Raw genomic sequence first — 23877 nt, forward strand, 5'->3', positions numbered from 1 at the left:
TTTGATAAGGAGGGTTCAGAGCTATTATTTACACATTTATCTCTAAGAGCTGGTAGAAAGTCGGTTATTATCACAACTAACTTATCATTTGATAGATGGGATGAGATTTTTCAAGACCCAGTGATGACAGCAGCTATGATTGACCGCCTAACTCATAAGGCCTACATAGTCAATATGAACGGCAATTCATTTAGGCTAAAGGAAACGAAACAGTGGATTGAGCAACAATAATTTTTTTGACCCAGGTGGTGTAGTTTTTAATTATATTTTGGTGCAGTTTTCAGTTGACAGATACATGAAATCTACCGCCTTCGAGAATTGAAGCAAAATGCACTTGTTGAAAATGCCGAACGTGAAGGAATAAGGCAACGAATAAATGAAATGAAGAACTTCTTGAATGAACAATCCAGCGGGTTGGAGGAATATGATGAGCAGTTGGTAAGGAGACTCATAGGTAAAGTTACAGTGCATGATGAGAGATTTGAGGTGGAATTAAAGTCAAGTATTGCAATAGATACAGAAAATTAGAACTTGCCGCTGATTATGGATAACAGCTCCTGATTAGCGGTTTTTCGTTTTTAAAAATGGATAAGTAACACAATCTACCTTTTTTTACAAAATCCTGTCTGTTGGATAATAAAGCATTCATATGGTCTACGGAGCGTGGATTATTTTTTGAAGTATATAGGATTATACTAAAGTCGAGGTGAACAGAATGGACAAAAAAAGAAAAAAGGAACTTTTAGAAGCATATAAACACAGGCGTCCAGAAATGGGTGTAATTTCTTACTGCTGTAAAGAAACCGGCGAGGTATTTTTGGGTATCTCCAAAGCTACAAAATCAGACTTTAACAGCAATAATATGAAATTGGCAGTCAACTTGCATCCTAATAAACGATTACAGGAACTCTGGAACAAATATGGCTCGGAAGGCTTTGAACTATCAGTTATTAAAGTGTTAAAGTATGATGACCCACATGAAGATCATACAGCAAAATTAGAAAGTTTGAGAGAGCAGTGTCTTGCTGCTGATCCAAATGCAAGGAGGATATGGCGGTGAATGAAAAAGTTGTTATGGTATCAAATTGTTATGAACGTATAGATGGCAGAAATGCTTATAAATCTGATATCAAACGTTTAACATTAGGTGCACCTATGCTGGAAGAAAATAAAAAAATGCAGATTGCCGCACAGATTTGGAAAAATGATAAAGATGGTGAATTGGTTCTGGCTCAGGAGCTACCCATCCATCAAATATTTGACCTAATGATCTTTTTGTCCCGGACCTTACTTTACTTCAAGGAGGCTTACCGACTCCCCCTTTTATATGACCCGGAAAAACCCCTCGTGGAACGTGTTGGGGTACAAGGTGATGTGCTATCTGTAGAGGTGTGTGTAGACAATCAAAACATCAATGAGGACATCAAAGCATTTGCCCAGAGTCTGAATGATTTAGGGGAATTGATTGGAGAACGCAAGCGGGTGCTTAACCGGATTTTAGAAGAATTGGAGTTATATTAATTATGAAACGGACTTGTATTTTATCACCTGCCAGACAGTTAACAGAAGAGGAACAATCTCTTGTCTGGCAAAAGCCGCCTTCACATATTGAAAGTGAAGCAGAAAAACGTATATATCAAGAAATAGTAAGAAATTGGAACCGCGGCGAAATGAAAATCAGTACCATTTTGCTGGAGGGTGATGCAGGTTCGGGAAAAACTCAGCTTGCCAAAGCTTTATCTGCTAATTTTAACTTGCCTTATACGAAAGTAACCTGTTTTGCAGATATGGATAAATCTGATGTGCTGGGTTCTATTCTTCCGGTACTGGAGGAAAAAGGTGATAAATCAGATACTGTTGCATATCGATATTATCCGTCAGAAATTGTACGTGCGTATGAAGATGGATGGCTCTTGGAGATTCAGGAACCCACAGTGATTAGGGATACTGCTGTTTTAATGGCTCTAAATTCTGTATTAGAACCAGATGGCAGTCTAAACTTACCTACCCGTATTGCACGTCGTCATCCTGATTTCATCGCCGTTATAACAACAAACCGAGGCTATAATGGCTACCGTCCTTTAAATGAAGCTTTGCGTGATAGAGTACAACATGCAGAAAAAATGGATTTACCACCCAAAGAAGTTATGATGGAACGGGCCAAAGCTAAGACCGGTTATCAATCAGAAAATGTTCTTTCTCTTTTAGCCGATACAATTATGCTACTGGATGAAACAGCCCGGGCTAATGCAATTAAAGGAGTGGCCGGGATGCGATCCTATATTTTTTGGGTTGATGCCGTTCAAAGTGGTGCCTCAGTACAAAAAACTCTTTATCATAAGGTACTTTACAAAATTACCACTGACCCACAGGAGCTTGCCATTTTAGAGCAGGCCCTGGCAAGTCATGGCTTGACAGATAAGCTTAAGGAATTGGATATTATCTGTAATTCCCAGTCAGACGGAGAAAATCCAGAAGTAATGGAACTTAATATTTCCGAAAACGGAGAATTCTCTGCCAAGACAGATCGAGCTGATAAAAATGCAGTGCTTCTGAGAAAATCAGAAGTCAGTGAGGGGCATTCTGATACGAGCAGTGATGAAAATACTGATATTTCAAGCAATGATAATGGAGAAAATGGCACTCCATTCTATCATGAGCTCGATAAATCAGATACAAACCAATTACAAAAAAAAGAATTTCGTAAACAGTTGAACAGGGAAGCACGGCAAAGTGTTCAAGGCAGCTGCCATGAAGAAATCAAGCTTATTGTCCACCGCCCTGAAGCTACCGCTCAAAACAGGGAAGAGTATCACAACATGGCTGCTACTTTGTTACCAGTAATTCGGGAACTAATCCGTAAAACAAACCCGCTTTTAGAGCATGAAGTTTCCGCTGAATTTGCCAAATCTAAGCTTTATGGCACAAAGTTCTGTGCGGATCAGGCCGCTTCTTTAGATTTCCGCGTATTTTCCCGCAAGCGCCCGCCTGGGGAGGAGCCCTCCCTTACAGTTGGTCTGAGGATTGACGAATCAGCGTCAATGTCAGCCTTTGGCCGTTTAGAGGCAGCAAAACAGGCAGCAGTTGCTTTATATGAATTCTGCACCGGGTGTGGCATTCCGATAATGGTTTACGGGGATACAGCAGACCGCTCCAAGCTGGAGCAAATGTCTATTTATGCCTATGTAGACTTTGAAAGCAAAGATGCAGATGAAAAATATGCTCTTATGAACATTCAGGCTCGCAGCAACAATCGGGATGGTATGGCATTGCGCATTATTTCCGATAGACTGCTTAATGCGCCCCAAAAAAACAAATTAATAATCAGCATCAGTGACGGACAGCCTAAGGCTATGCCTGATTATACAGGTGAAAAGGCAGCGTATGATATGAAAAATACTTTGCAGGAATTTAGGCGAAAAGGCATCCATTTCCTAGCTGCAGCTATTGGACAGGACAAGGAGGCTATCCGAGAACTTTACGGTGCTGAAAACACACTGGATATAACCGATTTGAAGCAGCTTCCGGCAAGATTGGTACAAATAATCGCAAGGTTCATGTAGTATGATGTAAAGGCAGAAATGTGGGTGAAGGCATGGACTGTGTGCAAACTAAGGGGAACCTCTTTATCGCTTGAGATCTAAATCTCAGGCTTTTTTTATGTTCAAAAAGGCTTAACTTCCCGTCTATTATGCAGATTCTACAGCTGATAAAACCTTGTGGGACAATGAAACAAATATGGGGTTAGTATATAGGGATATCAGATGCACTTTATTATTTTCCAAAAATACTTAATTTAGAGAAAAATTCTACATATATTGGCAGGAACTTCTAAAATTTAAGGGAATATAATTGTTATTTTAAATATTTTTAAACCGAGGTGCTATGTTATGGGCGAAAAACTCTTTATGAGTACTGCTAAGGTGGTGCTTGCGGGCTTTCTGGCTTTGTTCTTACTGGCTTGCCCTCTTTCTCTTCAGGCCGAAGAACCGGCCTTGAGGGTTCTGGCCGGCAGCGGTATACCGGAAAAGGCCGATGGCCCGCCTCAGAAAGCAGGCTTCAACACTCCCTATGGCTTGGCCATGGACAGTCAGGGTCGGATCTATGTGGCTGACTGCTACAACAATAGTATCAGGGTTATTGCCAATGGTATGGTGGGTACGGCGGCAGGCAGCAGCAAGGGCACCGACTTCTATGGCTTTCCCCTGGGGGGCTTGGCCGATGGACATGTGGACAAGGCCATATTTAACAAACCCCGGGCGGTGGTTGTTGACGGTCAGGGTACAATCTATGTGGCCGATACAGGAAACAACGTCATTCGAAAAATTTCTCAAGGGAAGGTAACCACCTATGCCGGAACAGGGAAGGCGGGTTTCAGAAACGGATCGGTCAGGGAGGCGCAGTTCAATGCCCCTAGCGGATTAGCCCTCGACAAGGCCGGTAATCTTTATGTAGCCGATACCTTAAATAATGTGATCCGGCAAATTTCGCCCCAAGGTTTTGTCACCACCTATGCCGGAAAGAACACAGGAGAGGCGGGGTACCGGGACGGGTCTTTGGCTGAGGCTGAATTCAACGAGCCTGCAGCCCTGGCCATGGACAGTCAGGACAATTTATATATAGCTGACAGCGGTAACCAATTAATTCGCAAGATAGTTAAAGACCGGGTGGAAACTGTGGCCGGAACCCAAGGGACACTGTTATCAGGAACAAACTACATTCAAGGTAGCTTTAAGGACGGTTCAAGGACTGAAGCAGCTTTTAATTTCCCCAAGGGCATAACTGTTCTGGAAAACGGGACGTTGATTATTGCTGATACCTGGAATTCCCGGATTAGAGCTGTCCTTAACAATGGTCAGGTAATCACCCTGGTGGGTACCGGTGAAAACGGCAAGGCTCCTGGTCCCCTTTACCAGGCTGTTTTGGGCAGCCCTGTAGGTGTGGCTTATTATAATAAGAATTTATACATTGCAGATGCAGACAATAACCTTATTTGGCAGATGCCCCTCAATCCCACTGAGTTGAAGGCCATCCCCAACTTTGCTTCTCCTTCGGAAGAGATTCAGCTTTGGGTCAATGGCGTCAGATTGGAGCTGAATGCCAATAACAAACCTTATATTCAGGAGGGACGGACCATATTGCCCCTGCGGGCTATCTGTCAGAACCTGGGATGCCGGGTTGATTGGACTGCTGACGGGGCAATTATCATAACCAAAGGAAACTGGCAAAAGGTGTTTACTGCCCGGGATCCAAACTTGCAGAACAATAACGGCTATACAATGGTTGGTTTGCGCTACTTGGCTGAGAGCATGGGTTATAAAGTAGAGTGGGTGCCCAAGTACCGGGCCGTTACCGTTACGGATAGTTTGGGGGTGGAATAAATGAAAAGAATTAGCAGGCTGCTGGTAGTAGTGTTTTTCCTGTCTGTAGTCATGCCTATAGTTAATCTTCCGGGGAATCTGGCTATGGCTGCGGATACCCTGCGGGTTGCCAAAATAATGGCAGTCCAGGGGAATGTTAAGGTATTGCGGGCAGGCGGGGAAAAAGACTTCCCAGCCTTTAAAGGCATGGGCCTGACCCAAGGGGACACTATCATTACCGGCAAAGACGGGCGGGTTACCCTGGAATTAGCCCAGGATAAAGAACTGAAGATTGGTGAAAACAGCCGGGTTATGATCAGTAAACTGGTGCAGTCCTTGGAAAATAATGCCGATAAGACCTCGCTGAATTTGAAGGCAGGTCAGGTCTATACCAATGTCAAAGGCGAGCTTAAACCCGGTGCTAAGTATGAAATCCGCACCCCTACCGCCGTAATGGGAGTCAGAGGAACCCAGTTCTTTGTCAGTATAGCCTCTGACGGGCAGGCTAAAGTGGTGACCTTGGAAGGAGTTGTTTTTGTCACTGTTCCCCAGTTGGTAACCCTGGAAGATGGAACTACCGTTACCCAGGATGTGGAGATTGAGGTTCAGCCTAATATGATCTTTGTCCAGACAGGGGATATGACCGACCCCGGCAGGTATGACCTGGAGACCCTGACAGGGGATGAAGAACTGAGCCTGTTCGTTCTGGAAACCCTGCAGGAAATAAGTATTCAGCAGCCAGATCTGATTAATCCCGAAATCCTGCAGAATCTTGAGGAGAGGATTGAAAGGGCCAGGCAGGAACAGCTGGAACAGCAGCTGCAGCAAGAAAGGATGCAGGAAGAACTTGAACGGAACGTCCAGTACGACAGCGATACAGTGAGTGGAAGTATGCCAATCACCGTTTCGGATGATGATGATGACGGGGACTTGCCGGAGATAATAATCACTACTCAGCTGCATGACGTCGATTTGCAGGTTGGCGGTGAACTGCCCCGGATTTATCATATTGAGACCGATCCCGCTGATGATGTGGAGTTGGAAGTGGAGGTAGCGGACGAGAACATTGCTAAAGCTTTCTTTGACGGGAACGCCCTCTTTATTTACGGCTTGGAACCAGGCAGTACTAGGGTGACGGTAACTGCCCACAGGGAAGGTTATCTTCCGGCGATAGAGACCTTTACGGTTACGGTCGTTTCGGTCTATGAAGAAGGTGAATGGGATATAAGCATTATTAACAATTACGGAGACATAAGTCATACGGATATAGCTCTGGATAGCCGGGGAATGCCACATATAATCTTTGATACTTACTCGGTTAGGTACCGGCACTGGAACGGCAACTCTTGGCAAGAGGGACAGCCTCAGAACGGCAGCAGACAGGGGTCTTTAACTATTGCTGAGATTGACGGAATTGACTACTCCTTTATTTCGTATAATTTAAGCGGGCATTTTGGATACGATGTGTTCAACGGAGAGTATTGGTCACACCAAAGCTTTGGGGATGAAGGTGTGGCAGTAGGGGCCACCAGCATTGATACAACTCTATATTATAATGATTCCTGGGAAAAATATATGTATGGCAGCGGAGTCAGTTATTATGATGCGGGAAACGGTGATTTGTACTTCAGGTTCAATAAATATCCAACGGGTAGTGCTCTTGAAAATTGGGGTGCTTCTTTCTTAGTGGACGGGAACAACAGCGACGCGGGAAAATCTTCTTCACTGGCCTTCGGTGCGAATGATAAGGCGTATATTGCCTACTATGATGACAGCAACGGTGGCTCAATGAAACTTGCCGTAATTTCTAATCCGCCGGATCCTGAATTAGATGAAATAATTGATGTTGATGACCAGGTGGGATACGGCGAAGACGGCCAGTATGTCTCTCTGGCGGTTGATGATGGATTATCTCTAATACATTTGGCATATTATGACGCAGTTAATAAAAAACTTAAGTACGCCAAAGTGGTTGTCGGGGAGTGGAGCATTGAAAAGGAAACGGTGGATGACAGTAAAGGCGAAGCGGGAAAATATGCCTCCCTGGCTTTCGATAGTGAGGGGAGCCCTCATATCAGTTACTATGCTAAGGATGATTCGGAAGGAGTGCTGAAGTATGCCCGCCATGATCCGGTTCATGGGGGAGAATGGTTGATAGAGGTTGTTGATCAGGGTGAGGAAGTAGGGCTGTACAGTTCCATAGCTATGGAAAGCTATTCTCCAATACCAATACCGCATTTTGCCTATATAGCTAAAATAGATGGGGATTGGGTAGTGAAGCATGCCACCAGGCAGGATGTCATGAATACCATCGAACCCGCTGAATTGTACGGAACCGAGCTGGCTTTTGAGGATACTGCCTTCTACATTGAAAGCTTTAGTAATGAGGTCTTGTGTGTAAGAAAAGAATACGGTGACGAATTGTCTGATTCAGATGATTTTGTTTATTCTCGGGAGGACAAGACAATTACCCTGAAAAGCGACTATCTCAACAACTTGTGGCCGGGTCTTCACAGGATCTGGATTTACTTCGATTACGGCCTGCCGGTTTTCATAACCATTGATGTAACAGAAGATATAGGAGCTTATATGGAGAACTCTAACCCGGATCTGGCTTATGACCCCGTGAATAACCGCTATTTAATGGTTTACGAGAGAAACATGCTTGATTCTTATCCCGAAATATGGGGCAGGTTTATTGACGCTGACGGTGAAGAAGGCCCTGAGTTTCCAATCTCCGAGGAGGGTTTCTGCTCTGATCCCAAGGTAGTCTATAATCCTGAGAATGATAATTTCCTGGTAGTCTGGTCCGATGGCCGCTTCAATAGTTCATTGATATATGCCCAAATCCTGGACGGTGAGGGTAAAACCTATGAGGATTCAGGGAATTTTGCCGTATGCCCGGGTTCAGACAACAGCCAGCATCAGCCAGCGGTGGCAGTGAATACATCCAACGGTAACTACCTGATTGCCTGGGAAGAGTATGTATACGACGGTGACCTGCAGTTTGAGATCTTTGGGCAGCTCCTTGATCAGGAGGGTGTGCAGATTGGCGAAAAACTGACCCTGATAAGCATGGACTGGTCCCAGTATTACCCGGCTCTGGCTTACAGCAGCTCGGGCAATAATTACCTTTTGGCAGCAGTGGATAGCAATGATGTCATTGGGCGGATAATCAAAGCTGATGGTTCGGCGGGTTCAGATATATTCACTATTCCAAAAAATAATGACCTATTTCAGTCAATGCCTGATGTGGTAGCCGACGATGCTAATCAGCGTTTTGTAACAGTATGGAGCGACAGCCGCGGGGATTGGGAACCGGACATTTACGGCCGGTTTATATCAGACCTCGGCGTTCTGGGAGAAGAATTTGTGATCTATGAAAGCGTTGGGAATAAAGATAATCCCAGCATAGCATTAAGGTGTGTGGATGATGTGGTTTCTTATCTGGTAGCCTGGGACCAAGAAATAGAGGATGGTAACAGTCAAATTTATGTCCAGTGGATAGATGATATGGGCGCTGTTATAGGCTCGGTCTCAGAGATAGGGATATCAGCCCGCAACCCGAAGATTGCCTATAACCCCAAAGCTGATAACTGTTTGGTAGCCTATGAGGTTTATATAGATTACAATTCTGATCTCGATTATCGGATCATCAATCTGGAGGGGGATCCTTTTACTGATATCAGCAGGCCACCGGAGGCAGAAGATATCATGATCATCAATCTGGTAACCCAGCCTGATTTTTGGACCACAGACAAGGTCGAGGTGAAAAATGTCCCACCTAATGCCACAGTTAAAGTCTATGCCTCTGCTTCGGCAGATACGCCCCTGGGCAGCGAGACTATGCCGCCCGGTTCGGAGTCGTATGATGTAATAATAAATATTGAGGAAGGATTCCCTGTCGGAAGTGACTTTGCTTGGATTTCCATTACTGAAGAGGGCAAGGCGGAAAGTGAGCGGGTTGGGGTCTTGATACCTACACCGCTGATGAGTAAAAAGGCTGACTTTAATGTGGATGAAAGCGACCAGTGGGAGGGAAAGGTTACCTTTATCGTCACTGCAAAACAGATTAGCGACATGGAGGCAGCTACCGGAAAAACCATCAGCTCGATCTGGGGCTTTGTCGCTGAGACGCAAGATTTGTTTTTCGAAATCCACCATGCCTTGGACGATACCGGCGTGGATAAGGTGGAGCTCACCCTGCTGGATTCTGAGACATTTAGAGGCAGTATATCTAAAGAAGAAACAGGTCGCTATCCTTACGCTATAGCTGTCTATGACAGTGAAAATAACGTAATCGCCTACTATCTAGGTAAGATAGATGTTTATGTTGATTAATTAGTATATTTAGTTAGCGAGGGGTTGCTGTGAATAACAGCCGCTTTACTATTACCTTCTGGGGTGTCAGGGGGTCCCGGCCGGTGCCGGGACCCGAGACTGTCGTATACGGGGGCAACACACCCTGCGTAGAAGTTCGAATCGGCAAGAGATTAATAATCCTGGATGCAGGAACAGGGATTACCAATCTGGGCTCCAAGCTGATGCAGGAGCCGGGCCCTATCTGCGGGGATATTTTTATCACTCACGCCCATTGGGACCATATACAAGGTTTTCCTTTCTTTCAGCCTGCTTTCCGCGAGGGAAACAGCTTTTCTCTTTACGGAGAAGGAAAGGGAAATATTTCCTTTGCAGCCTTAATTAAGAGAACCATGAGGCATCCACATTTTCCTGTTCCCCTGGAAAACCTGGGGGCGGCTCTTTATTTTACCGAGATTGAACCTGGAGATACGCTGGAACTGGGGGATGGCATTACCGTGCAGACCGCTGCTAACAACCATCCTGACGGGGGAATCTCCTATCGGATTCAATACGGAAATAAGTCCTGCTGCTATGTGACTGATTACGAGCATGGTTCGGAAAAGGCGCAGGAGCTTTTGAAGCTGTGTAACGGCACGGATCTGCTCATCTACGATGCCTTTTTTACCGCTGCCGAATATCCTCGGTATCAAGGCTGGGGGCATTCCACCTGGGAAGAGGGCTTGGCCCTCCTTGAGGCAGCAGGGGCCGGCCGGCTAATCCTCTTTCATCACAAACCCGAGCGCAGAGATGAGGAAATGGCGGCCCTAGAAGCGAGCGTAATTAGTCAATATCCAATGGCCAGAGCGGCCAGGGAAGGCATGGTGATTAGTTTATGAGTACCGCCAACGCCAAGCTGGGCGATCATTTGGAGGAACTGCTGAATATCGGAATTGCCCTGTCGGCAGAGAAGGATCATACCAAGTTGTTAGAACGGATTCTGCAGGAAGCCCGCAGGATTACCAATGCCGATGCTGGCACCTTATATTTATGCGAGCAGGATCGCCTGGTTTTTAAGATTATTCATAATGATACCCTGGGCATATATCAAGGAGGGCTGGGCGAGCCCGTTGATTTACCTCCCGTTCCCCTTGACCCTGCCAATGTTTCCGCTTGGGTGGCTTTGCACAAGAAGAGCGTCAATATCCCCAATGTTTATGCTGCTGACAATTTTGATTTCTCCGGCCCCAGGAAGTATGATGCTATCACCGGGTATCGCACTGGCTCCATGCTGGTTGTTCCCCTGGAGAACTATGAGGGGGAAGTGATCGGTGTCCTCCAGCTTTTAAATGCCAAAAATGAACAGGGGCAAACCATACCCTTTGCCCCCGAAGTGGAGAAGATTGTCTTTTCCCTGGCCTCTCAGGCGGCCGTTTCCTTAACTAATATGCAATATATTCAAGAGATTGATAATCTCTTTCATTCTTTTGTCCAGGTTATGGCTACGGCAATTGATGCCCGTACCCCTTACAATGTCAATCATACCCGCAATATTGCCCGGCTGGCTGAAAAATTTGCCGTCTATCTTGACAGTTTGACCGGCGGTCCGTTCGGCAACGAGAAATTACCCGAGGATCGGACAGCCCAACTGGTCATGGCGGCCTGGCTCCATGATATCGGCAAGGTGGCTATCCCTTTGAGCGTTATGGACAAGCCCAGCCGTTTGGGGGAGCGGATTGAGTATGTGCGCCAGAGGCTGGAACTGATGGAAAACCGCCTCATCAGGTCTTTTCTGGAGAAAAAGGTGGCCGGGCTTGCCGGCAGGGAGCAGGAAGAGGAGCACCGGCAGCAATTGGCTTTACTTGGCCGAGCCCGAGAACTCATTGAAAAAGCCAATCATCCGGCAACTTTTGTGGATCAGGATTTAGTCCGGGAGTTGTCCGAGCTGGCTAATTGGGAACCTTTTCCGGGAAAGAGACTTTTAACAGCCGAGGAATTAAAGTGTCTCAGCATTCCCAAAGGTACTCTGACCGATGAGGAGCGCAAGATCATGGCTGGCCATGTGACTGTTGCCCAAAGGATGTTGGAAAAGATCCGCTTTACCGGCCGCTATAAGGATGTACCCAGTTGGGCCTTGAGCCATCATGAGCTGCTGGACGGAACAGGTTATCCCCAGGGCCTAAAAGCCGGGGAAATCCCCTTGGAAGCAAGGATTCTTACTATTCTGGATGTTTATGATGCTTTAACGGCTTCGGACAGGCCTTATAAAAAGGCCATGTCTCCCCAGGCAGCCTTCAACATCCTGGAAAGGATGGCCGAAGAGGGGAAACTGGATAAACTGCTGGTGGCGGCTTTTAAAGAGAGCCGGGTCTGGGATGAATAAGGGGAGCTGCGCTGATGAGAAACCTTAGTTCCTATAGAAATAGCATTCTGATATTTTTGCTTTGCCTGCTCCTTGGCTTTTTTGCCTATGTGGATCTCTTTGCCACTTTGGACAATAAGCTGCAGGATAGCTTCCTGAAGAGAAGCGGACCTGTGGATACAGAAATTGTCCTGGTGGCTATAGATGATCAGAGCCTGGAGGATTTGGGCAGGTTTCCCTGGCCCCGCTATGTTCATGCAGAACTAATCAGGATTCTGTCCCAGGTGCAGCCGGCAGCCATTGGCATTGATTTAATTTTCAGTGAGGCTGCCGATGATCCGGAAGAGGATCTGCTCTTGGTTGAAGCTATCCGGGAGGCAGGCAATGTCGTCTTGCCCGTCTATGCCAATCTGGAGGGTTTTTCCGCCAGGAAGGGAGCCATCAAAACTGATAATCTGGTGGTGCCTTTCCCGGGCTTTCCCGATCGATTTACTACCGGGCATATCAATACCTTTCCCGATCCGGACGGGATTATTAGAAAGACTGCCCTGTATCTGGATTGCCAGGGCCAAACCGTTCCCAGCTTTGCCTGGCGTGTCTATGAGCAGTATTGTCAGAGCAAGGGGCTGCCTGCTCCCGATTTGAACCAACTGCCACTGGATCCCATCAAGCGGTTGGAAATAAACTATGCGGGCGTTCCCGGCGATTATGAGCATGTCAGTTACTCCCAGGTAATCAGCGGCGAGGTGCCGCCTGAGTTCTTCCGGGGCAGGATTGTCCTGGTGGGTTCCTATACTGTGGGGATAGGCGATTATTACTTTACTCCCCTGGCCCCTGAGGTGCCTATGTATGGGGTAGAAATCCATGCCAATATCGTGCAGAACTTACTCCGGGGCAGCTATCTGCAGAGTGCGCCCTTTAGTGCCACTTTTCTGGCCATTGTCCTTTTTGGGGCAGCGGCAGCTTATGGTTTTACCCGGCTCAGTCCCTTCAAGGGTGTGCTGCTCCTGGCAGTGCTGGCAACAGGTTATTTGGCCGCCGCCTGGCTGATGTACAGCAAGGGCTATCTCCTTTCTTTGTTTTATCCCTTGCTCCTGCTGGTTTTGGGTTATCTGGTGGCTTTGGCAGCTAATTATATCAGCGAACTGCTGGAACGCCGCCGTATAACCGGTGTCTTCAGCCGTTATGTGGCTCCCCAGGTAGTGGATAAACTATTGGAGGGCGGCGAAGAGTCTCTGCAGCTGGGAGGAAGCAGGCGGGAGATTACAGTCCTGTTTGTGGACCTCAGAGGTTTTACCCCCCTTTCGGAGGCTGCCGCCCCTGAAGAGGTGGTTGAAATCCTCAACGAATACCTGACTTTGGTGGCCCGGTGTATCTTTCAATACGGGGGCACCCTGGACAAATTTATCGGGGATGCGGCCATGGCTATTTTTAATGCTCCTTTGGATCTGGATGACCACTGCTTAAAAGCCGTCCAAGCGGCCTGGGGTATAAAGGAAGGGGCAGCTCCTCTGCAGCAGAGGCTGGAAGAAAAATATGGCCGCACTGTCCAGTTCGGCATAGGAGTGAACACAGGAACCGCTGTCATAGGAAATATAGGAGCCAGCTTCAGAATGGACTATACGGCCATTGGAGATACCGTTAATACCGCTGCCCGCCTGGAGAGCAATGCCAAACCGGGCCAGATCTTGATCTCCCAGGCCGTATATGAAAAGGCCAAGGAAAGAGTATCGACCACCAGCCTGGGCGAGATCAAGGTCAAAGGGAAAGCTCAGGGAATTAGCGTCTACCAGGTTGACGGTGTTTCCCCATAGAATCTCAATGGCACGAGGTGATATTATAGTAAATAAAAAAACCGGAAACTGAAGTTATGGGTTAACAAAGGAACAATTACTTAGATATCCTGATATTCAACCGTCAAGTGATGCTATTGCAAAGGCGCTTGGAGAAGAAGCGAACAATGCCTATGTGATGGAGGAAATAATGAGCAAACGGACAAGACAATTTTTTGGACTGTTTTCAGCGGTGGCCGCTTACTATATCATTCATGAGGGAGCACATCTGATTTATGCTCTTTTTATAGGCACATTTAAGCAAATCAATTTTATGGGCCTTGGTATGCAGATTGATGTGTATGCCGAGCGAATGAACGACACACAGCTTGGTATCTTTTGCCTTGTGGGGGCAGCTGCTACCCTTATTACAGCCTATGGATTGGTTGCTGCGGCGGATAAGATTTGTGAAGCAAAATCCAGGCTATTTAAAGCCAGCATGTACTATGTCACAATCGCCATGCTGCTTATGGACCCGCTGTATTTAAGTATACTTTACGGGTTTTTTGGCGGTGGTGATATGAATGGTATAGCCCTGCTAGTTCCTGAAAGGGTTGCGCGAATATGCTTTGGTGTGCTACTGCTTGTCAATGGTGCTATTTTTTTGAAATTGATTTTGCCCAAGTATAAAAGGTCATTTTCATGAATGACTTCCATAACAAATTGACAGTATGCATCATCATGCATGAAAATGGCTGCCCTACAGGACAGCCATTTTTTACAGGTTTTAAAAGAAAATAGCTACAAAACGAACGATTATGGAAAGCTGCAGAACCAAGGAATTTAATTTCAATGGGGAGGTTATTATAGAAGTTATGGTAATGGGTTCTATTATGGAAAGTATAATATAGTTAAAAAGATAGAAGGAAGATGACTATGGCTGTTGTCCAAAAAATACTTGGTTTTACCATGAACCTTGTCGCCGATGTCTATAGAAAAAAATTTGAAGAGGATACCCGGCGGGCCACTGAAGTCAATCAGGCGGTATTAAGGGAAATACTAAAAACAAATAGTGAATCAGAATATGGCCGTAAATATCAATTTTCTTCTGTCAATACAGCCGCAGATTATCAAAAGCAAGTTCCTTTAACCGGTTATGAGAACTACCGGCCTTATATTGAAAGAATGGCCAATGGTGAAACTAATGTACTTACATCTTTACCCGTGATATATTTTGGACAGAGTTCTGGGACTACGGGAAAGAGTAAGCTAATACCGGTTACTGCTGAAAGCAGGAAAGTGGTTAATAGTCATATGATGTTGTTGACCCAGGGCATGCTGCTGAAGGCTGTGCCGGGAGCCAGTAGTGGCGGTAGGGGATTGTTTCTGATGAACAGTGTAAAGGCCGGGAGTACAAAGGGGGGTATCCCCATCGGGACGGCAACCTCGGGGGGCATGAATTCCATGCAGTTTATTGTACCTTACCTGTGGACATCGCCACCGGAAATATTGCAACTGAAAGATCAACGCACTGCCCTATACTTACACTTGCTTTTTGCCCTGCAAGAAATAAATCTAGCCTATATTAACGCACCTTTTCCATCACCAATATTGCAGTTATTCCGGTTGTTGGAACAAGAGTGGCCGAATTTAGCAGAAGACCTGGATGAGGGTAAAATAAACAGACGTTTAGAACTGGCGTCGGAAATTAGGCTTCAGCTGACCAAGCGAATGCGCCCTAATGCAGCGCGTGCTAAACAGTTGGCAGCGGAAGCTAAACGAGGCATGGAGAATATAGCTCATCGTTTATGGCCCAAAATACAATATATTTGTTGCGTGGCCGGAGGAAGTTTTAGTATCTACATGGATAAACTTCGCTGGTATACCGGTGCAATACCCTACTATTCGGCAGTATACGGCTCCACTGAGGCTATGATCGGCATATGTACCCGCACCAATGATATTAGTTATGTGCTTACACCCCGCACCGCTTACCATGAATTTATCCCGGTTGCAGAGGCAGAAATGCCCGAGCCCACTGTGCTAAACTTGGGACAACTGAAGAAGGGTGAAAGTTATGAGGTTGTGGTAACCAATCAAGCCGGGCTTTATCGTTATAAACTAGGCGATGTAGTCAAGGTGGTTGATTATTATAACGAAAGTCCGGTAATTGAATTTTTATATAGAAAAGGGCAGTTACTTAACGTGGCAGCTGAAAAGACCTCGGAGGAGGCTGTTTTAGCCGCATTAAAAAACTCTGCTCGGCAATGGGGGACTGATATACTGGACTATACAACCTCTACTGATCTGGATGGGCCTGTGGGGAGGTATGTATTTTATGTTGAGGTGCAGGACCCCGAAAAAGCAACAAATATTGCCATTTGGCAAGGGATTTTGGAAAAAGCGCTACAGCAGGCTAATCCCCGTTATGGGGTCGGTATTGAGGCGGGCCGAATATCAAAACTCTTGCTGCAAATTGTAGAACCTGGCAGTTTCCAGCGTTTGAAACAGCAATTAATTCTAAGAGGGGCTTCAGAAAACCAGGTAAAAATACCCAGATTATTAAGTGATAAAGGATTAAAGGGCTTTTTGGATCAACAAATATTGAAAAGCGGGGATTAAAGAATGGGTAAAAATTTTAAGCCGATGGCGGTTTTATTTATAACTTTGCTATTGGTAATGGTGGGCTTTGGGATTGTGATTCCTATTTTCCCGTTTTTAATTTTTGATTTGGGCGGCGGGGCAACTGCCTTAGGATTTTTTATGGCTTCTTATTCAGTAATGCAGTTTATTTGTGCTCCCTTCTGGGGCAGGTTGTCTGACCGAATTGGCCGAAGACCGATATTGTTAATCGGTTTAGTGGGCTATGGAACCACCTTTACCTTGTTCGGTTTTGTGTCTGAGTTGTGGATGATGTTTGCTATCAGAATATTATCAGGCATTCTCTCCTCAGCTACTTTACCTACCGCAATGGCTTATATTGCCGATACCACCAGTGGTGCAGAAAGATCCAAGGGGATGGGCATACTGGGTGCCGGCATGGGGTTGGGGATGGTTATCGGACCGGCTCTTGGGGGCTGGTTGGGCAGTAATAATTTTGCCCTGCCCTTTTTTGTAGCCGGTGGTCTAGCTGTGCTGACCGTACCCTTTGCAATTTTCTTTTTGCCCGAGTCCTTAAAGAAACATGAAAATACAAAAGAAAGAGAAAAACCCAGAATCACCTGGGAAGTGGTAAAAAACCCACTATTCATGTTGTTTTTAATTTGCTTTATTTTTAATTTTACTTCGTCCATGTTCCAAAGTATCTTTGCCCCATATGCTGCGGATAAAGTAGGCTTTGGTCCCAAGGAGATAGGCATTTTATTTGCTGTTTTAGGTATTGTCAGTGCAGTTTTGCAGGGTGGTTTAATTGGCCGGCTGGTTAATCGCTTTGGTGATGTAAAATTAGTTAAAGCAGGCTTGCTGATTGGTTCGGCAGGTATGCTGCTGTTGCTGATGGTGCCCAATGTATTTTGGTTATACGTAACATCTGCCATATTTAATATAGGTTGGACCTTGCTGGGCCCAACCACTTCGAGCCTGGTAACCAATAATGCATCAGGCGGGCAGGGCGCTGCCTTAGGGATCATGCAATCGTTCAATAGCTTTGGGCGTATCTTCGGGCCTATAGTGGGTGGGGTATTATATGACGTGCAAATGAATATTCCATTTTCTTTAGGGGCAATGATTATGTTGCTGATGTTTATATTGTCAGGCAGACAACTCTCTCGCCTGCGTGAGGGAAAAACCCTTGAAAGTGTATCTGATTAATAACATTACATATTTAGCCCGTTGAAAGCGAGCAATTTGTAACATTATTTGTGTAGAAGGGGATATACTTGATAAATAAATATTCATATGAAGGAGACCTAGAGATATGGCAAAAAATAAAGTGATTTGCACAAAAAATAACGTTGATTACCTAACAATCAGAAAGGCAATGAGTTCCGGTGCCAGAACAGTGGATGAATTAGTTGAACTTACAGGTGTATGTACCGAATGTGAAGGGTGTAAAAGTGAATTAAATGCCATTCTTTCTTCTGTTTGCGGATGTAAAAAAGTTTCTTTGGAAACAGTAGTAAACGCAGTGAGAAATGGTGCCGATACAGTAGAAAAGGTTGGGGAGATGACAGGGGCCGGAACAGGTGTAGATGAAGAAACAGGGGAAGAATGTGGGAAATGCAAGGTGCTTATCCAGAACATTATTGATCTAGGAAGGTAAACAGCCCAGACTGGCAGAGCATTGGGCATAAGCAGGGGAAAATAGCTACTACTTCAAAAAGTTCACGAGTTATGCCGTGAGCTTTTTAACTGCCCCTTTATAATGTCTAGGGTTAACCCTAGATTTTTATTTTTCGAAAATTATACTAAGCCCAGCCTGCAGGGGTGAATTATATGTCACCTTTGTCGACTTTTTTCATCTACACACCTAGTTCTGATGGTGCCCAATGGGTGAAAAAGCTATGTCTTGGTCAAAGAAGAAAAACAACAATCTTTAGTTTACACCCGCACTCACTGAGAGGTGGTTTTTTCTTTTTTAATGAAGCAGGAAAAAGAGGAACTATCTAGAGAAAAGGAATTCTAAATAAAAATTTGGGCGAGTGCAATTTGGGAGGAAACCAATTATGGATAAATACGTACTAAGTTTCAATGAAATAGATAAAAGGAGCTTACCTTATGTTGGAGGTAAAGGGGCTAATTTAGGTGAATTGATTAAAGCCGGATTTCCAGTCCCACAGGGATTTTGTGTTACAACCCTGGCCTACCGGGCTTTTATTCAACAAAGCACAGAGATTAACCGCCTGTTTGATCAGCTTGACCATATAAAACCCGATGACTTGGATCAAACCCGTAAATTAGGGCAGAGCATAAGAGAACATTTACAATCGATGTCTATGCCTGATGATATTAAAGTTTGTATTTTGGAGGCTTTCCATGCCAATGGAAAAGATAAGGCCTATGCAGTCCGATCCAGTGCAACGGCCGAGGATTTGCCAAGTGCATCCTTTGCAGGTCAGCAAGACACCTATTTAAATATTCGTGGCCCTGAGCAGCTTATAAAAGCAATAAAAAAATGCTGGATATCACTGTTTACGGATCGAGCAATAACTTATAGGACGAAAAACAACTTTGATCACCGCTCGGTGTTTCTTTCAGTGGTGGTTCAAGAGATGGTTTTTCCGGAAGTTGCCGGAATAATGTTTACCGCTGACCCAATAACAGGTCGAAGAAAAACAGTGTCAATAAATGCGGGCTTTGGACTGGGTGAAGCTCTTGTTTCAGGACTTGTGACAGCGGATTTATATCAGGTGCGATCACAAAAGATTATAAAGAAACAGATTTCAAAAAAGAAAATTGCCATCTACTCGCTCCCAGAAGGTGGTACCGTTACTAAAGATTTACCACCTGAAAAACAAGAGCAGCCAGTTTTAGAGGATGGCAGAATCATTGAACTTGCAGAACTAGGGCAGAAAATTGAAAAACATTACGGTTTAGAACAGGACATTGAGTGGGCCTACGCAGAGAGTAACTTTTATATTCTTCAGAGTCGTCCGATTACATCCTTATTTCCTGCACCTCAAGTTACTGATGGAAAATTCCATGTGTTTGTATCCTTTGGTCATATCCAGGTGATGACCGATGCCATGAAACCTTTATCAATATCCTTAATAAGCAACTTAAGCAATGGTTTTAAAAAAGACTTTTCAGAGAGTTTTTTTATCTACTCAGCCGGCGGAAGGGTATTTGCAGACTTTACGGGACCTCTTTTATTTAAGCCCTCTCGACACATGCTGTTCAAGCTATTTAAAAAAATGGATGAATTATTGGTATCTGCACTGGGTGAAGCTGTTAAAAATGAGGAGTTTGTTAAGTTGTCTCTGTCGAAGAAGAGCCTTTTTAGGACATTTCGGAAATTGGCTCCCATAGTAATTCCAACTTTGCTTAAGGTTCAAAGCAATTTACATTTTAAGAATCCTAATAAAGCTAAGGCAACTGCTGATTTAATGATAAAAATGATAGCCAAAGAAAACGAAGCATATATTTTTAAGGTCTCAGGGGCGGAAAGAATTCGGCGTATACGTCAAAGTATGGGAAAAATGCCCAAAGCCTTGCTTAGTGTTGCTAGCTTCTGGATTGCAGGGGTACTTGCATCCGCGTCTCTTACTAAGAAGTTAACAAACCAGGTAGGGGAAAGAGAAAGTTCTTACTTACTAGGCCAATTGAACAAATCTTTGCCGGGTAATGTCACAACAGAGCTAGGCTTGGAACTGGGTGATCTTGCTGATACAGCAAGGAAATATCCTGAAGTGATAGATTATTTGGAAAAGGCAAACAACAGTGGCTTTTATGAAGAACTGCTTAAGGTGGATGGCGGATTGGAGTTCAAACAGGAACTGGATAATTTTCTTAAAAAATACGGCATGCGCTGCACGGGAGAAATTGATATAACAAAACCAAGATGGAATGAAGACCCCACACAGCTTATACCTTCAATTCTCAGCAACATCCGTACGACTTCACCAAAGGAGCATAGGGAAAAATTTAATCAAGGAATAATTGAAGCTGGGCAAGCAGAAAAAGATATTCTCTCCAAGTTTGGCTTTTTCAAAAGGAAGAGAATATCCCGATTGATTAAGCTGTACCGCAATCTGATGGGTATGCGGGAGCATCACAAATTTGCTTTGATTACACACATGGATATATATAAACGAGCAATTTTGGAAGAGGCACAAACCTTAAAAGAAAAAGGAATACTGCCACATAAAGAAGATGTGTTCTATTTAACTCTGGATGAACTCATTGCTTTAAATGAAAATCGTTATTCAGGCAACATTCAAGAAGTTATAGAGGAAAGAAAGAAACAGTATGAATTAAATCAAAAGCTAACGGTTCCCCGTGTTATAACCAGTGAAGGCGAAATCATTACCGGCAAGGGACGGAATGTAAAAGCACCGGATAAGGCTCTCATTGGTACACCGGTTTCTTCAGGTGTGGTGGAAGGTGTTGCCAGGGTAATTTTAAGACTGGAGGATGCAAAACTTCGTCCCGGAGAAATACTTGTAACTTCCTTTACAGACCCAGGCTGGACTCCAATTTTCACATCGGCGGTGGGCTTGGTAACCGAAGTTGGAGGAATGATGTCCCACGGTTCGGTTATAGCCCGAGAATACGGTATTCCGGCAGTTGCGGGTATTGAAAATGCCACCAATATCATTAAAGACGGCAGCTACATTCGCATAAACGGTACGGAAGGTTATGTCCAAATACTGGATTAGGTACTTTTATATAGATCATCTTTAGAAAAAGAAAGCGTTTATAAAAGTAATTTATTTCTAAGCCTTGGGAGAGAATGGATCTTATAATTTTTTTGAACTACATATTGACTCTCACGCTACGTAATACTTTATAGTAGGTAGCGAAGGGGGAGAGTAAATATGAAGGTAAAGGAAGTTGCTGATTTAGTTGGTATTAGTGTGCGCACACTACATCATTATGATGAAATAGGGTTACTGACACCGGATGAAACCACTAAATCAGGTTATAGGGTGTACTCCGAAAAGAATCTCGAGACTCTTCAACAAATATTATTTTTTAAGGAACTGGGCTTTCCACTAAAGAAAATTAAAGAAATCATTAACAGCCCTTCATTTGACCGGCATGAGGCCCTTGTGGCACAACATAGGATGCTCCTTGAAAAAAGAAAGCGACTGGATAAGATGATTGGGACAATTGAAAAAACAATTCAACATTCGAAAGGTGAAATAAAGATGACAAACAAAGAAAAATTTGAAGGATTTGATTTTAGTCACAATCCATATGAGAAAGAGGCTAGGGAGCTATGGGGTGACTCAGCTGTAGACGAATCCAATGCAAAAATAGCGAAATTGTCTAAGTTTGAGAAAAAAGAACTTACTGAAAAATTCAATGCAATATTTAAAAATCTTGCTGCACTTCGCCATCTTCCGGCTGATTCAAAAGAAGCCCAGGCAGCAATAAAAGAGTGGTATGGGTTATTGAACGAAATGGGCAGTTATTCACTGGAGGCATTTAAAAATCTAGGTCAAATGTATGTAGATGACATACGCTTCACTGAAAATATCGATAAATTTGGCCAAGGTTTGGCAAAGTTCATGCGTGATGCAATGGCCGTTTATGCCGATAAAAATAAATAATATCCTGCAGCTGCAGTACTCATTTTTTGCGTTTATTCTTTATATGTGTCCACTGTGAAAAAAGCAAATAAAAAATCATTGGTATTACTGCATAACCAGCATTTGCTTTACCGCCTGTATAAAAAACATATATTGCTCCACAAATTGTTAAGACTGCAAAAATAGCTGACAGTAATCTTGTTACCTTCATCCTTACTCACTCCTGTTTGTTTAATTCTATTAGGGGTACTTTCAAATAGTCAAGTATTTATAAACCCCCTATGCCGCTATTAAATAATTCACACCCGCACTCACGAGGAGGCGGGTTTTTCTCATACCTGTTAAAATAATGTTATTTGGGTATCCGGCTATGTTTATCTACGGAGCGTGGATTATTTTTTAAAACATATAGACTTATACTAGAGTCGAGGTGAACACATGGATAAAAACAGGCACCCTGAAAGGGGCTAACCATCTTACCGCCGTAAAAAAAGTGGCGAAGATTTTAGGCAACTGAAAAGATACAAAAACAGCAGCATGTTATACTAAGCAGGAATGGAGGTGGAGACATGGATTGTGTGAAAATAGGAAAATTAATTTCCAAGCTACGAAAGGAAAGGAATCTTACCCAGAAAAATATTGCAGATGCCCTGGGTATTCAAAGCAAAACGGTTTCAAAATGGGAATGTGGTTTAGGATGTCCTGACCTATCGCTATGGCCGGAACTGTCTACTATTTTGGGCGTTGATATGAAACAGATGATGGAGGGCGAAATTACGCCTAACAAGCCAGACGTTGGAAATATCGATAAAGTACGTTTTTATGTCTGCCCTACATGTGGCAATATTCTGGTTAGCACAGGAAGTGCTTCTATATTCTGCTGTGGAAGAAAACTGGAACATTTATTGCCTGCGGATACACCTGCAAAAACGAAAATCACGGTAGAGGAAGTAGAAACCGATTACTATATCACCTTTGATCATCCAATGACCAAAGAACATTATATTTCTTTCGTGGCCTGTGTTAAAAGCGATAGATTATTTCTGAACCGTTTGTATCCGGAGCAGAATCCAACTAGCAGGTTTCCAATAACTGTTGGTGGCAAACTATATTTTTATTGTGTCAAACATGGTTTATCGGTTTATTCAAATATTAGTAAAGCAAAAATGTGAATGTTAAAGAAGTGTTGTGAGAAAACTTTATCAGGTTTTTGTTGATTATATTGTTGGTTAGAAAAAAATCCGCACTCACCAAGAGGCGGATTTTTCTTTTTTAGGAAGTATGAAAGAATGAAAAATCTGATAGGACAATAGCGAGAAAAAAGAAGGCAAAACCTAAAAAAAAAGGAATATTTAATTATATAAAGCGGCCGATATAACCAGGACTTTATCATGAAAGCATTAAACCATTTTTAAACATTACGCAAAGAAATTTGGGAATACAACAATATGAAATAAGTAATGACAGCTTAAAGATTTAGGGGGAGAAACATGAACGAACAAATCAGAAATGGACAAACTACAATAAATGTAATTGAAAAGGCTAATTTAATATGGTCTATAGCTGACCTTATTGGACAAGGCCTTTATAAGCCCCACGAGTACGGGAAAGTAATTTTACCTATGACAGTGATTAAGCGCTTTGATGATGTTTTAAAACCCACCAAGCAAAAAGTATTAGAGGCTTATGAAAAAGTAAAGCATCTTGAAGTAAAGGAAGGCTTTCTCGAGAGGGCTTCAGGATATAAATTTTACAATATCAGCCCTTTTACATTTGATAGTTTAATTGCCGATTCAGAATGACGTGGTCAAGCAAAATTGTAACACCAGCACATAGTATCAAGCCACTCTGGCAGCAGCCGGTGTTAGACCACCATTGAACGTGTGAGGCCG

19 protein-coding genes are annotated in these 23877 nt (G+C 44.0%); 18 read left to right on the plus strand and 1 reads right to left on the minus strand.

Going from position 1 to position 23877, the window contains the following annotated elements; translation table 11 throughout:
• The 16 genes from BR02_RS0111465 to BR02_RS0111540 form a co-directional block, all read left to right on the plus strand.
• Positions 1 to 231 (plus strand): ATP-binding protein (locus tag BR02_RS0111465; protein ID WP_031517226.1); only part of this gene is annotated, 231 nt, incomplete at its 5' end.
• A gap of 87 nt (positions 232 to 318) precedes the next feature.
• Positions 319 to 528 carry a hypothetical protein gene (locus BR02_RS0111470; protein ID WP_031517228.1) on the plus strand — a complete coding sequence of 70 codons (210 nt, stop codon included), beginning with the start codon at positions 319 to 321 and terminating at the stop codon, positions 526 to 528.
• 187 nt (positions 529 to 715) lie between these two features.
• The gene (locus BR02_RS0111475; protein ID WP_031517231.1) at positions 716 to 1060 is read left to right on the plus strand and encodes a GIY-YIG nuclease family protein; all 345 of its coding nucleotides are present in this window, start codon (positions 716 to 718) and stop codon (positions 1058 to 1060) included.
• Positions 1051 to 1521, plus strand: coding sequence for a DUF6530 family protein (locus BR02_RS0111480; RefSeq protein ID WP_031517232.1), 471 nt, complete (start codon positions 1051 to 1053; stop codon positions 1519 to 1521). Before BR02_RS0111475 ends, BR02_RS0111480 begins: the two co-directional genes overlap by 10 nt.
• Positions 1522 to 1523: 2 nt before the next feature.
• Positions 1524 to 3563 carry an AAA family ATPase gene (locus BR02_RS0111485; RefSeq protein ID WP_031517234.1) on the plus strand — a complete coding sequence of 680 codons (2040 nt, stop codon included), beginning with the start codon at positions 1524 to 1526 and terminating at the stop codon, positions 3561 to 3563.
• Between the two features lie 345 nt (positions 3564 to 3908).
• Complete coding sequence (locus BR02_RS0111490) at positions 3909 to 5381, plus strand: stalk domain-containing protein (protein ID WP_169738609.1); 1473 nt, start codon at positions 3909 to 3911, stop codon at positions 5379 to 5381.
• Positions 5382 to 9701, plus strand: coding sequence for a FecR family protein (locus BR02_RS0111495; RefSeq protein ID WP_031517238.1), 4320 nt, complete (start codon positions 5382 to 5384; stop codon positions 9699 to 9701).
• A gap of 83 nt (positions 9702 to 9784) precedes the next feature.
• Positions 9785 to 10558, plus strand: a complete 774-nt coding sequence (locus BR02_RS0111500) for an MBL fold metallo-hydrolase (RefSeq protein WP_238442465.1) — start codon at positions 9785 to 9787, stop codon at positions 10556 to 10558.
• Positions 10555 to 12042 carry an HD family phosphohydrolase gene (locus tag BR02_RS16035; protein WP_034639345.1) on the plus strand — a complete coding sequence of 496 codons (1488 nt, stop codon included), beginning with the start codon at positions 10555 to 10557 and terminating at the stop codon, positions 12040 to 12042. The genes BR02_RS0111500 and BR02_RS16035 overlap by 4 nt, the downstream gene beginning before the upstream one ends.
• Positions 12043 to 12056: 14 nt before the next feature.
• Positions 12057 to 13835 (plus strand): CHASE2 domain-containing protein, encoded by a 1779-nt coding sequence (locus BR02_RS0111510; RefSeq protein WP_051688291.1) that lies wholly within the window; start codon positions 12057 to 12059, stop codon positions 13833 to 13835.
• 157 nt (positions 13836 to 13992) lie between these two features.
• Positions 13993 to 14499: a hypothetical protein gene (locus BR02_RS0111515; protein ID WP_031517247.1), complete on the plus strand. Its 507-nt coding sequence runs from the start codon at positions 13993 to 13995 to the stop codon at positions 14497 to 14499.
• Between the two features lie 230 nt (positions 14500 to 14729).
• Positions 14730 to 16415, plus strand: a complete 1686-nt coding sequence (locus BR02_RS0111520) for a GH3 auxin-responsive promoter family protein (protein WP_051688292.1) — start codon at positions 14730 to 14732, stop codon at positions 16413 to 16415.
• A gap of 3 nt (positions 16416 to 16418) precedes the next feature.
• Positions 16419 to 17603 carry an MFS transporter gene (locus BR02_RS0111525; RefSeq protein ID WP_031517251.1) on the plus strand — a complete coding sequence of 395 codons (1185 nt, stop codon included), beginning with the start codon at positions 16419 to 16421 and terminating at the stop codon, positions 17601 to 17603.
• A 106-nt stretch (positions 17604 to 17709) separates the two neighbouring features.
• The gene (locus tag BR02_RS0111530) at positions 17710 to 18054 is read left to right on the plus strand and encodes a (2Fe-2S)-binding protein (RefSeq protein ID WP_031517253.1); all 345 of its coding nucleotides are present in this window, start codon (positions 17710 to 17712) and stop codon (positions 18052 to 18054) included.
• Positions 18055 to 18457: 403 nt separating this feature from the next.
• Positions 18458 to 21109, plus strand: coding sequence for a phosphoenolpyruvate synthase (locus BR02_RS0111535; protein WP_031517255.1), 2652 nt, complete (start codon positions 18458 to 18460; stop codon positions 21107 to 21109).
• Between the two features lie 159 nt (positions 21110 to 21268).
• Positions 21269 to 22006 carry a MerR family transcriptional regulator gene (locus BR02_RS0111540; RefSeq protein WP_031517257.1) on the plus strand — a complete coding sequence of 246 codons (738 nt, stop codon included), beginning with the start codon at positions 21269 to 21271 and terminating at the stop codon, positions 22004 to 22006.
• 19 nt (positions 22007 to 22025) lie between these two features.
• On the opposite strand, the gene BR02_RS15675 is transcribed toward BR02_RS0111540, so the two are convergent.
• Positions 22026 to 22196 (minus strand): hypothetical protein, encoded by a 171-nt coding sequence (locus BR02_RS15675; RefSeq protein ID WP_169738610.1) that lies wholly within the window; start codon positions 22194 to 22196, stop codon positions 22026 to 22028.
• A gap of 358 nt (positions 22197 to 22554) precedes the next feature.
• Here BR02_RS15675 and BR02_RS0111550 point away from each other — a divergent pair, with 358 nt between their 5' ends.
• Together BR02_RS0111550 and BR02_RS0111555 are read left to right on the plus strand one after the other, a co-directional pair.
• Positions 22555 to 23157 carry a helix-turn-helix domain-containing protein gene (locus BR02_RS0111550; protein ID WP_031517259.1) on the plus strand — a complete coding sequence of 201 codons (603 nt, stop codon included), beginning with the start codon at positions 22555 to 22557 and terminating at the stop codon, positions 23155 to 23157.
• Between the two features lie 318 nt (positions 23158 to 23475).
• The gene (locus BR02_RS0111555) at positions 23476 to 23787 is read left to right on the plus strand and encodes a type I restriction-modification system subunit M N-terminal domain-containing protein (RefSeq protein ID WP_031517261.1); all 312 of its coding nucleotides are present in this window, start codon (positions 23476 to 23478) and stop codon (positions 23785 to 23787) included.
• Positions 23788 to 23877 lie beyond the last annotated feature (90 nt).

It is taken from the genome of Desulfofalx alkaliphila DSM 12257 (genome assembly GCF_000711975.1).
Classification (GTDB): Bacteria; Bacillota; Desulfotomaculia; order Desulfotomaculales; family Desulfohalotomaculaceae; genus Desulfofalx; species Desulfofalx alkaliphila.